Below are 13410 nucleotides of genomic sequence, written 5' to 3'. Positions count from 1 at the left end.
CTGAACCCGCAGATCCTGCTGATGGACGAGCCGACCTCGGCCCTGGATCTCAGCCGCCAGATCGACCTGCTGGCGCTGCTGCACCGCCTGACCCGCGAGCAGGGCCTGCTGATCATCGTCGCCCTGCACGATATCGGCCACGCCCTGCACTTCTCGGACGCGGCCATGGTCATCCAGTCCGGCCAGCTCATCGCCTGCGGCCCCACCCCCGAGGTCGTCACCCCAGACCTCCTGCGCCACGTCTTCGACGTCAAAGCCCGTATCGAACCATGCTCAAAGGGAAAACCCCAACTCATCGTCGATGGAAGAGCAAGCTAGGGGGATGGTCTGTCCGGTGGAAATGCTGCATTCAGGTGAAAAATCGGGCAGAACCATGATCCACAAGACCACCCTCGCCATCGCTGCACTTTGCGCCGGATTGGCGCAACCGGTCCTTGCCGCCGACCTGATCGGGTTCTGGGACAGCCCGCAAAAAGGCGCGAACGGCTTCAACGCAACCCCGCAGGATCAGGCCTATTTCAAGGCGCTGTCCGATACCGGGGCCAGCTGGCTGCGCCTTTCCTTCAGCAAGTGGAAGGGTCAGGGGCAGGATTTCCTGATCGGGGATGCCGATGATTACGCGGGCCTTGTGCCTCAGGATCTGGCGGTCCTGCGCAAGGTTCTGGATGCCGCCGAAGCCGAGGGCGTCAAGGTGGTCGTCACCCCGCTTAGCCTGCCCGGCGCGCGCTGGACGCAGCAGAATGGCGGCAAATACGATGATCGGATCTGGTCGGACGCCCGCTATCAGGATCAGGCGGTGCAGTTCTGGAAGGATCTGGCGGGCGCGCTGAAGGATCATCCGGCGGTCGCGGGCTACAATATCCTGAACGAACCCGCGCCCGAAAAGAACGGCGGCCCGACCGAGAATGCCCCGCAGCAGGAGCTGGACACTTGGCAGGCCGCGCAGGCGGGTGGCTTGCGCGATCTGCCGGGTTTCTACAGCCGCATCATCGCCGCGATCCGCGCCGTCGATCCGGTCACCCCGATCATGGTCGATGGCGGCTGGTTCGCCAATCCGCGCTCGCTTGCGGCATGGCCTGCCGCGCTATCCGACGACCGGGTGCTATACGCATTCCACATGTACGAGCCCTATGCCGCAACCAGCGCGCCCAACATGAAGCGGGAAAAACCCCTGCGCTATCCGGGGGCGGAAACCGAATATGCGGGCGGAACGCTGGCTTGGGACCGCGACGCCGTGGCGGCCCATATCGGCGCGGCGTTCGACTGGGCCGAGGCACAGCACCTGCCGCCCGGCCGCATCGTCGCCGCCGAGTTCGGCTGCATGCGGCGCTGGCAGGATTGCGGCACCTATCTGACCGATGTGCTGAACACGGTCGAGGCGCGCGGCGGCCACTGGGCCTTCTATTCCTTCCGTGAGGATGAATGGGACGGCATGGATTATGAGCTGCCGACCGACCTGCAGCCGGGGCGGTTCTACTGGCTGACCGAACAGGGCCAGCCCGAGAAACTGCCGCGCGACGGCAAGCTGATGCAGATCCTGCGCGACAGGATGCGTTGATCGGTCCGGGCGGGGTGTCGGCGCCTCAGGCCGATGCCCTGAACCGCGGCTTGGTCAGCACAAACACATTGCCCAGCAGGACGAATGCCAGCCCCAGCCCGGCCAGCGGCGTGATCCGGTAGCCCTCATAGACGACCGAAATGCTAAGCGCGACGACCGGGAACAGCACCGTCATATAGGCCGCGCGCTCTGGCCCCAGACGATGCACCACGGTCAGATAGGTGGTAAAGGCGATCACCGAGCCGGGGATCGCCAGATAAAGCAGCGATCCGACATAAAGCGCCGATGTGTCAAAGGCAAAGGGCACGCCGCGCAGCAGGGCGAAGGCAGTCACGATCCCGGCCCCGTAAAGCATCGCCCAGGCGTTGACCGTGGCAAGCTGCAGCCCGTGACGCTGATTGCGGGCGGAAACCAGATTGCCTGCCGAAAAGAACCACGTTCCCAGCAACGCCAGAGCCAGCCCCTTGGCCGTGCCGGGGTCCAGCGCCGCCGCCGACAGCGTATCGCGAAACAGGCAAGCGATGCCCAGAACCCCCAGCCCCGCCCCAGCCAGAATGCGCCCCGAGGGACGGCGGCCATGAAACAGGAAGGCGTTGATCAGATTGAAGATCGTGGCCGCCGAGAATACCACCGAGACGACTCCGCTGGGGACATAGCCCGTCGCGATGTAGAAGCAAATGAAATTGCACGAAAACAGGCATAGCGCCTGCAGGACCACCCAAGGCTGCTGCCGCGTGGGAATGGCCCTTAGTTTGTCCATGGCCAGCAGCCCAAGGAACATGACCGCCCCGGCCAGCGCGAAACGATAGACCACCGAGGCCTCGATCGGCACGATGCCAAGCTGGTTGTGAATGGCGATCCAGGTCGTTCCCCAGATCAGCACGGTCAGGGCATAGTAAAAGGCGGTCACGATGGTCTTCTCGGTTGGGAATCGCCCGGCAGACATGCCCGAACCCAGCCGGACTGTCTTGCGCGATCTTACGTCAAATGGCGGGGGGGCGGGATTCAAGGGGTGCTGCCCGGACTGCGCCAGCGCGCGGTCAGCCCTGCTGGTTGTTGGTAAAGACCGCCAATTGCGCGGCAAAGGCGCGGGCAAAGGCGGGCCGGCCTTCGGCGCGCGCGATGTATTGCATCAGGTTCGGATATTCCTCCAGCAGGCCCGCCCCCTTCAGCCTTTGCAGCACCGAGACCATTAGCAGATCGCCCGCGTGAAAGGAGCCGTCCAGCCAATCGGCGGCACCAAGGCGCGCGGACAATTGGCCCAGCCGGATATGCAGAAGCTTGTCGATTTTGGCCAGACGCTGTTCGAACCACGGCTCGTCGCGATCAAACAACTGCGCCATGCTGCGTTCGACGATTGGCGGCTCGACGGTGTTCAGCGCGGCGAACATCCATGCGATGGCCCGCGCCCGCGCATCGGCATCGTCAGGCAACAGCCCGTCATGGCGCTCGGCGATATGCAGCACGATCGCGCCGGATTCGAACAGGGTCAGATCGCCGTCCTGATAGGTCGGGATCTGGCCGAAAGGATGCAGTGTCAGATGGGCGGGCTGCTTCATGTCGGGAAAGGACAGCAGGCGGACATCATATGGCTGCCCCACTTCCTCCAACGCCCATCGGACGCGCATGTCGCGCGCAAGCCCCCTGCCACGGTCGGGCGAGCGTTCAAAGGCGGTGATGGTAATGACCATCGGAACCTTCCCTTCTGCGTGCAATTATCGCCCGCCCCGCCCCCGCGCTCAAGGCCGGATGCCCGGCCACCGGCGGCGATCCGCGCGGCTTATCCGCAAATGCCCGGCCTTACCGGGTTTAGGCCTAGCCTTTGGGACAGTTTCGTCGCCTTTCTGCGCAAAATGTCGGCCAGCCGACACAAGTTGCGGCAGATTTGCCCTAAATACGGACATGACAGGACATGCTTCGTCCTTAGCGGTAACGAGTAGCCTTTTTGTAAATGTACCACTGAAGAGCAGGGCGGCTTGCATCGCCCTGCTCCACATTGCATTGATTGCCAAAGCGTTTCCGGAATTGCGCCGCCCTCGGGCTTGTCCAAGGCCGTTCGGACGGAAACCTGTCTCGGTTTCTGGGGACTGGCACAAGCATGGAACTGCCCGCGACCTATCGGCCCAACTTCGATTCCGACCTGCTGCAGGGTCTGTCAGAGCAGCAGAAGCTGACCTTCCTGTCCGACTGCATCACCCGCACCCATCTGCAGCCCAAGGACATTCTGCAGCAGGGTCTGGCAACCGACACCTTTTTCATCGTTGAGCAGGGCCAGGTCGAGGTCAGCTATATCGACCCGAACGGCAATTCCCTTGTCGTCTTCATCGCCGGTCCCGGCGAGGTACTGGGCGAGGTCGAGGCGCTGTCAGGCAGGCCATGCGCCGCCACATGCACGGCGCTACCCGGCTCAAGGGTCCTGTGCTGCAGCTCGGCCGTGTTGCTCAAGCATGTTCCGGCGCAGCTTTTGATCGTGAATCTGGCGGGCTTGCTGCATGATCGGCTGGTCCGGGACAATCGCCAGCGCTCGGTCGACAATTTCATGACCGCCGACCAGCGGATTGATCATTACCTGCATCAACTGACGACCGAGGCAGAGCCCAAGATCAATGTCAGCCAGGCCTATCTGGCGACTTTGGCCGGATGCACCCGCCAGACCGTCAATCTGCGGCTGAACCTGCTGCGACAGCAGGGCATTGTCGAGTTCAGCCGGGGCGAGATCCTTGTTCTGGATCGCGATGGCTTGCAGGCAAGCGGTTCTCTCGTCTGAGAAACTGATCCGACTTGGCACAGGCGGGGCAGACGCTATCCGCTATGCGATTCCTCGGACGGCATCACGGCAAATGGAATTAGCGGTAGCTGAAGGTGGCAGGCCGCAGCCCAGCCGTCACCGAATATAACTGAACAGTTTCAATATTATACGCCGAGCCGTGAGGTTTGGCGCGCTGTCCCGTGCGATTGACGCAGCAAACTTCTTGACTTCCATACCAGCAAATTCATTATGTCGACAAATTATATACAACAGGGATGCATGTCTGATGACCACCTTGCTTCGCTCCGCACGGACCCCCATGCTTGCCACGACCGCCATGCTGCTTGCGCTGGCGGTCCTGCCTGCAACGGCACAAGAGACCGGCGGCGTGCTGAAAATCCTTGGTTCGGGGGATATCGACCATTTCGACCCGGCCAGCGTCGGCGTCGTCACCTCGAACAACTTCATCCGCGCGACGCAGCGCACGCTGGTCGGCTATGACAGCTCGCTCGACCCCGCCGAAGGTGTCGCGCCGAAAGCCGACCTTGCGGTCGAACTGCCTCAGCCCGGCGATGATGGCCTTACCTATACCTTTACCCTGCGCGATGGCGCGGCATGGGACATTAAGGGCACGCCGCGCCCGATCGTCGCCGCCGATGTCGAACGCGGCATCAAGCGCATGTGCAACCCGGTGCTGGGTTCGTCCTTCCTGACCTATTTCGTGTCGCTGATCGAAGGCATGGACACGTTCTGCGACGGCTTCGCCAAGGTCGAACCGACCGCCGAGGCGATGAAGGCCTATGTCGAGGGCACGGACATCACCGGGATCGAGACCCCGGATGACAGGACCGTCACCTTCCGCCTGAAGGAAAAAGCCGGCGATTTCATCTATATGCTGTCGCTGCCCTCGGCCGCACCGGCCCCGGTCGAAATCCTTGATTTCATCCCCGACAGCCCGGATTTCCGCAAGAACTTCATGGCCTCCGGCCCCTATACCGTCGCTGATTACGTGCCGGACAGCACGCTGAAGCTGAAGCGCAACCCGGCATGGACCGCCGAAAGCGATCCGCTGCGCAAGGCCTATGTCGATGAGATCGAACTGACCTTCGGCCTGCAGCCCGACGCCGCGATCCAGCAAATTCAGGCGGGCGACGCGGATATGCTTTACGACATCCTCGTGCCGCCGGCGCTGCTGCCGATGCTGCAGGCGACCGGGGATGACAAGCTGGTCGCGATCTCGGTCGGGCGGACCAGCTTCATCTTTGTCAACACGGCGGCCGACAACAACAATGGCGCGCTGAAGGATGTGAAGGTCCGTCAGGCGCTGAATTACGCCATCGACAAGGCGGCGATCGTGCAGCAGATGGGCGGGTCTTACGTTGCCGCGCCGCAAAACGGCATCTTTGGGCCGGGCGTCGTCGGCTATCATGACTTCGATCTGTATCCCAGCGCCGACCACAAGGGCGATCCGGCAAAGGCCAAGGCCCTGCTGGTCGAAGCGGGCTTCCCCGACGGGATCAAGCTGAAGATGCCCTTCCGCAACATCAACGACGAACCAGCCATCGCCCAGACCATTCAGGCCAGCATGAAAAAGGCCGGGATCGAGCTGGAACTGATCCCCGTTTCCGCCGCGGATTACTATTCGAAATACATGACCAATCAGGAAACCACCAAGACCGGCGCATGGGACATCGCCCCGGTCAGCTGGTCGCCCGATTGGGTCGGCGGTGCCGCGCGCTCGGTCTTCCAGCCGCAATTCACCTTTGACGGTCGCCACCAGACCTACAACTACACCGACTACAACAACGACGCGGCCAATGCGAAAGCCGCCGAGGCGATCAACGCCGCCGACGCTGCTCAGGCGGGCAAACTGTGGGCCGAGGTCGATGAACTGGTCATGGGTGATGCGCCCGTCATCCCGTTCATCTCGCAAAACGTCGTCGTCTATCACAGCGATGCGGTGAAGAACTTCCTGCCCTATGCGCTTGGCGCGAACGGGGATTGGAGCAACCTCTGGCTGGAGCGCTGATCGCGGCAAGCGACCGGCCCCGACCGTCGATCACACAACTCTCGCCCGCGCAGATGTGCGGGCGATTTCCTTGGCGCAGGAACACATGAATGCCCCTTCTTGAAGCGCGAAACATCTCAATCCGCATCCCGACCGAGGATGGAATCCTTCACGCCGCGCGCAATGTCTCGTTCACGGTCGAGGCAGGCAGCCTGTTCGGCATCGCGGGCGAATCCGGCTCCGGCAAATCGGTCCTGACCCAGGCGATCATGGGCCTGCTGCCCGGCGTCGAGATCGAGGGCGAATGCCTGTTCGAGGGTCGCGACCTCTTGAAAATGACGCCCGCCGAGTTACGCGCCCTGCGCGGGGCACGGATCGGCATGGTCTTTCAAGACCCGCTGTCCAGCCTGCATCCCTATTACACCATCGGCCGCCAGATCACCGAGGTGATCCACGCCCATGAAAAGGTCAGCAATACCGAGGCCCGCGCCCGCGCCGCCGAGATGCTGGAAAAGGTCGGGATCAAAGATGCGGCGGCCCGGCTGGACGATTACCCACACCAGTTTTCCGGCGGCATGCGCCAGCGCGTGATGATCGCGATGGCGCTGGTACTGCGTCCGTCGCTGATCATCGCCGATGAACCGACCACCGCGCTGGACGTGACGGTGCAGGCCCAGATCGTCGCGCTGCTGGATGAAATGCGGCGCGAACTGGGCATCACCGTCATCATGATCACCCATGATCTGGGGCTGATGGCCTCGGTCGCGGATAAGGTGATGATCATGTATGGCGGCACGCGGCTGGAAATCGGCCCGGCCAAGGGGTTGTTTGCCGCGCCTGCCCATCCCTATACCTTTGGCCTGCTGCGCGCCTCGCCCGCGGCGGCGCGGCAAGGGACCGAGCTTTATTCGATCCCCGGACGGCCACCCAGCCTGCTGGCGCGCCCCAAAGCCTGCATCTTTGCGCCGCGCTGCGCGCAGGTCCAGCCGATCTGCCAGATTGAGGCGCCGCCCAACCGCGCCTATGCCTGCGGGACCGAAGCGCTGTGCCATTTCGAAGCCCGGATCGACCGCGCGGATACGGCCCCGGCCCAGCCCGCCCGAAAGCCGCCCACGGACCGGCTGCTGTCGGTGCAGGATGTCGCGCTGACCTATACGATGTCCTCGGGCTTTGGCGCGAAGCGTCAGCTTGATGTGCTCAAGGGCATCACGCTCGAGGTCGCGCGGGGCGAGACTTTGGGTCTGGTAGGAGAGTCCGGCTGCGGAAAATCGACGCTGGCGCGGGTGATTGCGGGGCTGGTCCCGGCCACGCGCGGCAAAGTCGATTTCGACGGCATCGATGTCGGCGCGCTGACCCCCAAGGCATGGCGCGACATGCGCCGCCGCGTGCAGCTGGTGTTTCAGGACCCGTTCGGCTCGCTCAATCCGCGTCGTCGGGTCGGCGCGATCATCGGCGAGCCCTTCCGCATCCACGGGCTGGCCAAGGGCGAGGCGCGCAAAAACGAGGTCCGCCGCCTGATGGAACTGGTCGGGCTGAACCCCGAGCATTACAACCGTTTCCCCTCGGAGTTTTCCGGCGGGCAGCGGCAGCGCATCGGGATTGCCCGCGCCTTGGCGCTGAACCCCGATCTGGTGATTTTCGATGAGCCGGTCTCGGCGCTGGATGTGTCCATACAGGCGCAAATCCTGAACCTGATGCAGGAATTGCAGCAAAAGCTGGGCCTGACCTATCTGTTCATCAGCCATGACCTCAGCGTCGTGCGCCATATGTGCGACCGCATCGCGGTGATGAATGCGGGCCGCATCATCGAGATGGACGCGACCGAGCAGATCTTCCAGCACCCGCAGCAGGATTATACCCGCACGCTGCTGGACGCCTCGCATGTGCCGCCGGTGCCCGTGCAGGCCCAGCCGCGCGAACTTCTAAGACTGGAACAGGGAGCCGCATGATGTCTGAGGCCCAACTCGACGCGCCAAAGGTCGTTCAGCGATCCTCGGCCAACCTGACGTTCCGCCGCCTGATGCGCGACCCGGCCAGCCTGCTGGCTGCGGTCTTCATCTTGGCTCTGGTCGCTTTCGCCATAGGAGCGCCTTGGTTTGCGGGCTGGACCGGTCATGACGCGATCGAGCAATATCGCGACACCGGCTTGTCACCGGTCGGATTGCCGGTCGGGCCCAACCATGAATTCCTGCTGGGCGCCGACCAGCTTGGCCGCGACGTGCTGGTCCGCATCGCTTACGGCGCGCGGATCTCGCTGGCGGTGGGGGTGGCGGCTGCGCTGGCGGCATCCTTCATCGGCGTCACCATCGGCATGACGGCGGGCTATTTCGGCGGCTGGATCGATACGGTGCTGGGACGGCTGATGGATCTGGTCATGTCGGTGCCGTTCCTGCTGTGCGCCTTGGCGCTGGTTTCGGTCTTTGGGCCGTCGCTGTGGCTGTCGATCTGCGTCATCGTGTTCTTCAGCTGGACCACCATCGGCCGGGTGATCCGGGCCGAGACGGCCTCCTTGGCGCGGCGCGACTTCGTGCAGGCCAGCCGCTCGCTGGGGGCGGGGAACCTGTCGATCATGCTGCGCGACATCCTGCCCAACCTGTCGGTGCCGATCATCATCTACACGACGATGATGATCCCGAATTCCATCGTCTTCGAGGCGACCCTGTCCTTCCTTGGCCTTGGCATTGTGCCGCCGACGCCAAGCTGGGGCGGGATGCTGGCCGAGGCCGGCGCCAATTCGATCTATCTGGTCGCATGGTGGCTGGTGCTGTTTCCGGGGCTGGCGCTGCTGGGCTCGACCTTGGCCTTCAACATTCTGGGCGATGGGTTGCGCGATGCGCTTGACCCCAAGGGCAGGCGGGTGAAGCGCCGCCGCAAGCCCGCCAAACCCGTGACGGAGGGCTGATCATGGGCAAGTTCATCGCCAAGCGGCTGGGCTTCGGGGCCTTGGTCCTGTTCGTCTTGAGCCTGTTCGTGTTCCTGCTGTTTTTTGTCGCGCCGGGCGATCCCGCGCGGATCGTCGCGGGCGACAAGGCCAGCGCCGAGCAGTTGGAACTGGTGCGCCAGAACCTTGGCCTCGACCAGCCGATGACGCAGCAATATCTGCACTTCGTCGGTCGGGCGGTTCAGGGCGATCTGGGCTTTTCCTATCGCAACCAGCAGCCGGTCAGCGAGCTGATCCTGCGCCGGATTCCGGTCACCATCTCGCTGGTCTTTGGCGCGGTGATCCTGTGGCTGGCGATCGGTATCCCGATCGGCATCATGTCGGCGCGCCATCCGGGCGGGTTCCGCGACCGGATGGGGCAGGTCTTCATCCTGCTGGGCCTCAGCTTTCCGACCTTCGTGCTGGGGATGCTGGCGCTATACACGCTGTATTTCCTGCCCAAGCAGGCGGGCTTCACCCTGTTCCCGCCCAGCGGCTACAAGCCCTTCCTGACCAATCCGCTGATCTGGGCATGGCATCTGGCGCTGCCTTGGGCCACGCTCGCGCTGGTCACGGCGGCGATCTATGCCCGTCTGACACGGGGCCAATTATTGCAGGTTCTAGGCGAGGATTACATCCGCACCGCCCGCGCCAAGGGCCTGTCGGAACGCAAGGTTGTCCTGCGCCACGGCATGCGCTCGACTCTGATGCCGCTGGTGACGCAGCTTGGCGCGGATATCGGGCTGATGCTGGGCGGCGTCATCGTGATCGAGCAGGTCTACGGGCTGCAAGGCGTCGGCTCGCTGGCGGTGCAGGCGGTGCGCAATCAGGACCGCCCGATCATCATCGGCGTGGTGCTGCTGGGGGGCCTCTTCATCGTGCTGTGCAATATCATCGTGGACCTGCTTTATGCAGCCCTTGATCCCCGGATGCGCTGAAATCGGATGACAGACATGAACGACTATAAAATTCCCGGAGCCATTATCCGCGACCACTCGGTCACGGTTCCCTTGGACTGGTCCAAGCCGGACGGTCCGACGATCAAGGTCTTTGCCCGCGAGATTGCCGCCCCCGACGGGCGCGAGCGGCCTTTGCTCGTCTATTTGCAAGGCGGGCCGGGCGGCAAGGCACCGCGCCCCGGCGGGGGTGGCCCCGGCTGGCTTTCGGTTGCGCTGAAACGTTTCCGCGTCCTCATGCTGGACCAGCGCGGCACGGGCCGCTCGACCCCGGTGCAGGGCCGCGCTTTTGCCGCGATGAGCGCCGAACAGGGCGCGCATTACCTGTCCTGCCTGCGCGCCGACAGCATCGTCCGCGATGCCGAACATCTGCGCAAAGCGCTGTTTGGCGGCCAGAAATGGTACACTCTGGGGCAAAGCTATGGTGGCTTCCTGACCCTGACCTATCTGTCGCTGGCACCGCAGGCGTTGCTGGGCTGCTATGTCACCGGCGGCATGGCGGGCATCCGCGCCAGCGCCGATGACATCTATCGCCGCACCTATCCGCGCGTGGCCGACAAGAACCGCCAGTATTTCCAGCGCTATCCGCAGGATCAGGCCGTGCTGGACCAGATCGCGGACATGCTGACGGATCAGGACATCCGCCTGCCCGATGGCGACCGGCTGAGCGTGCGGCGGCTGCAATATCTGGGCATGGATCTGGGCATGTCCGACGGGTTCGAGAGCCTGCACTGGCTGCTGGATGAGGCCATTGCCGATGACGGCCAGCTTTCGGACAGCTTCCTTGGCCGGATGCGCGATACGACATCCTTTGACCAGAACCCGCTTTTCGCTGCCATCCACGAGGCGATCTATGCCCAGCACGGCCAGCCGACCGATTGGGCGGCTGAACGGGTGCTGGCCGAATTCCCCGAATTCGATGCCGCGAACCGACCGCTGCTGTTCACTGGCGAGATGATCTATCCGTGGATGTTCGACGAAATCCGCGCCCTGCGCCCCTTTGCCCCTGCCGCACACGCGCTGGCACGGATGCCGATGGAGGACGCTTTATACGATCTGGACCGGCTGGCCGCCAATGATGTGCCGGTGACCGCCGCCGTCTATACCGACGACATGTATGTCGATCTGGACCTGTCGCTGCAAACCGCGCGCTCTTTGGGCAATGTGCGGATGTGGCTGACCAACGAATTTGAACATAACGGGCTGCGGGCATCCACGCGGGTGCTCGAGCGGCTGTTTGACATGGAGGACGGCCTTGACGGCTTTAACTGCTATTCACGCTGAACGACTGGCCATGCTGCGCGGGGAACTGGCGCGTCTGGGACTTGACGGGCTCATCCTGACCACCTCGGACGCCTTCCAGAATGAGGAAGCGCCCGACCATGACCGCGTGATCCGTTGGCTGACGGGCTTTACCGGCTCGCTTGCCCATGCGCTGGTGACACCGGACCGGGCGGTCTTTCTGGTCGATGGCCGCTATACGATTCAGGCTGCAAAGCAGGTCAATGGCAAGCTGTGGCAGCATGGGCATTTCCATGAAACGCCGCTGGCGCAATGGGTGGCCGGGCTGGGTACGGGCCTGCGCATCGGCTATGATCCGATGACCTGGACCGTCACGCAGGCTGAAACCCTGCGCGCCCGCGCCCATGGCGTCACGCTGGTCCCGGTGGCCGATCCACTGGCTGCGATCTGGCTGGACCGCCCCGCGATGCCGCAAGCGCCCATCCGCGAAATGCCGCTCTCCGAAGCCGGGCGTTCGACCAGTGACAAGCTGGAATGGCTGCGCGGTGAGCTGTCGCGTCTGGGCGTCGATACTTGGGTCGAGACGCGACCCGACAATATCGCATGGCTTTTCAACCGCCGTGGCGGCGATGTGGCGATGAACCCGCTGGCACTGTCCTTCGCCATCATCGGCAAGGACGCCGCCGAATGGTTCATCGACCCGGCCAAGCTGGTCATCCCCGCGCCCGAAGGCGTGACCCCACGCGCGTTTGAGGGATTCCTGCCCGCGCTTGCCGCGCTGTCGGGCCGCGTGGCTTATGACGCGTTCTTCACCCCCGATGCGGTCCCGGTCGCGCTGGTGCAAGGCCGCGCCGTGCCCGCGCCCACGACCGGCCTCATCACGCTGGAAAAATCGAAAAAGACCCCCGAAGAACTGGCGGGCTTTTACCGCGCGCATCTGGACGACGCCGTGGCGCTGGCCAAATTCGGGCAATGGCTGGAAGCCGAGATGCCCGTGCGCAGCGCCTCGAACCAGCCCATCGACGAATGGGAAGTCTCGCAGATATTGGCCGGTTTCCGCGCCGCCTCGCCCGGCTATCAAGAGCCGAGCTTTGCCACCATCGCGGCCTCGGGTGGCAATGCGGCTTTGTGCCATTATGCCCCCGCCACCACCGGCAGCGCCACCCTGACGCCGGATCAGATCCTGCTCTGCGATTCCGGCGGGCAATATGATTGTGGCACGACCGATGTCACGCGCACCTTCGCCTTTTCGCCGGTCGCCGACGACATTCGCCGGATCTCGACGGCGGTGCTGAAAGGCTTCATCGCGCTTTCGGTCGCGCGCTTCCCTGTGGGGACCTTTGCGCATTCGCTGGATGCGTTGGCGCGGGTGCCGCTTTGGCAGCTTGGCCTCGATTACGATCACGGGACTGGCCATGACGTGGGCCATAACCTGCTGGTCCATGAGCATCCCCACCGTCTGGCCAAGCCCGGCAATCCCGTCGGTCTGGTCGCGGGCAATATCATGACCATCGAGCCGGGTTACTATCAGGAAGGCCGCTGGGGCATCCGCATCGAAAATCAGGTCGAACTGGTCGAGGATGGTCCGGGTTTCCTGTGCTTCAAGCCGATGACGCTGGTGCCGATCGACCTGTCGCTGTTCGATCTGGCCGCGCTGACCGACGCCGAGCGCGCTTGGATCGACGCCTACCACGCCGAGGTCCGCCAGAAGGTCGCGCCGCTTCTGCAAGGCGAGGTTGTCGACTGGCTGATCCGTCACACCGCGCCCATCGCCGACGCTGCCACGCCAGACCAATAAACAACGCGCCTGCCCGTTGGTCACAGACCAGACGGGCAGGCCGTCACGACCCGAACCCGTCCACCCCCCGCGCGTAACTGCGGGTTCCGCAACGTAGCTTGCGCGAATTTCCGCCGACAGGGTTCAAATCCCGCGCCCATCCATGCCATAGCGCCACCCGTATTTGCCGTTTCTGCCCG

At 63.7% G+C, this 13410-nt stretch carries 11 protein-coding genes; 9 read left to right on the top strand and 2 right to left on the bottom strand.

All coding sequences use genetic code 11. The annotated features are described in order from the left end of the window. A partial coding sequence (locus GL300_RS26265) for an ATP-binding cassette domain-containing protein (protein WP_170297769.1) occupies window positions 1-318 on the top strand: 318 nt, incomplete at its 5' end. A 55-nt stretch (window positions 319-373) separates the two neighbouring features. Then, window positions 374-1558: a glycoside hydrolase family 5 protein gene (locus GL300_RS21700; RefSeq protein ID WP_155041776.1), complete on the top strand. Its 1185-nt coding sequence runs from the start codon at window positions 374-376 to the stop codon at window positions 1556-1558. Window positions 1559-1583: 25 nt separating this feature from the next. On the opposite strand, the gene GL300_RS21695 is transcribed toward GL300_RS21700, so the two are convergent. Both GL300_RS21695 and GL300_RS21690 read right to left on the bottom strand, forming a co-directional pair. Next, window positions 1584-2468: a DMT family transporter gene (locus tag GL300_RS21695; RefSeq protein ID WP_343043163.1), complete on the bottom strand. Its 885-nt coding sequence runs from the start codon at window positions 2466-2468 to the stop codon at window positions 1584-1586. 130 nt (window positions 2469-2598) lie between these two features. Further along, the gene (locus GL300_RS21690; protein ID WP_155041774.1) at window positions 2599-3249 is read right to left on the bottom strand and encodes a glutathione S-transferase family protein; all 651 of its coding nucleotides are present in this window, start codon (window positions 3247-3249) and stop codon (window positions 2599-2601) included. 407 nt (window positions 3250-3656) lie between these two features. Here GL300_RS21690 and GL300_RS21685 point away from each other — a divergent pair, with 407 nt between their 5' ends. From GL300_RS21685 to GL300_RS21655, 7 genes are all read left to right on the top strand, one after another. Continuing rightward, a complete protein-coding gene (locus tag GL300_RS21685) occupies window positions 3657-4325 on the top strand; it encodes a Crp/Fnr family transcriptional regulator (RefSeq protein ID WP_155041773.1) in 669 nt (222 codons plus the stop codon). Between the two features lie 301 nt (window positions 4326-4626). Beyond that, window positions 4627-6336 carry an ABC transporter substrate-binding protein gene (locus GL300_RS21680; RefSeq protein WP_211595313.1) on the top strand — a complete coding sequence of 570 codons (1710 nt, stop codon included), beginning with the start codon at window positions 4627-4629 and terminating at the stop codon, window positions 6334-6336. An 89-nt stretch (window positions 6337-6425) separates the two neighbouring features. Then, window positions 6426-8264, top strand: coding sequence for a dipeptide ABC transporter ATP-binding protein (locus GL300_RS21675; RefSeq protein WP_155041772.1), 1839 nt, complete (start codon window positions 6426-6428; stop codon window positions 8262-8264). Beyond that, window positions 8264-9217, top strand: coding sequence for an ABC transporter permease (locus GL300_RS21670; RefSeq protein WP_211595312.1), 954 nt, complete (start codon window positions 8264-8266; stop codon window positions 9215-9217). Before GL300_RS21675 ends, GL300_RS21670 begins: the two co-directional genes overlap by 1 nt. A gap of 2 nt (window positions 9218-9219) precedes the next feature. Beyond that, window positions 9220-10173 carry an ABC transporter permease gene (locus GL300_RS21665; protein WP_155041770.1) on the top strand — a complete coding sequence of 318 codons (954 nt, stop codon included), beginning with the start codon at window positions 9220-9222 and terminating at the stop codon, window positions 10171-10173. A 15-nt stretch (window positions 10174-10188) separates the two neighbouring features. Continuing rightward, window positions 10189-11475 carry an alpha/beta fold hydrolase gene (locus GL300_RS21660; protein ID WP_211595311.1) on the top strand — a complete coding sequence of 429 codons (1287 nt, stop codon included), beginning with the start codon at window positions 10189-10191 and terminating at the stop codon, window positions 11473-11475. A 10-nt stretch (window positions 11476-11485) separates the two neighbouring features. Next, complete coding sequence (locus GL300_RS21655) at window positions 11486-13231, top strand: aminopeptidase P family protein (protein WP_155041768.1); 1746 nt, start codon at window positions 11486-11488, stop codon at window positions 13229-13231. Window positions 13232-13410: the final 179 nt, after the last annotated feature.

It is taken from the genome of Paracoccus litorisediminis, assembly GCF_009711205.1.
In the GTDB taxonomy this organism is placed as follows: domain Bacteria; phylum Pseudomonadota; class Alphaproteobacteria; order Rhodobacterales; family Rhodobacteraceae; genus Paracoccus; species Paracoccus litorisediminis.
Note: the sequence above shows the minus strand (reverse complement) of the source record. Positions and strands in the feature narration are given on the sequence as shown.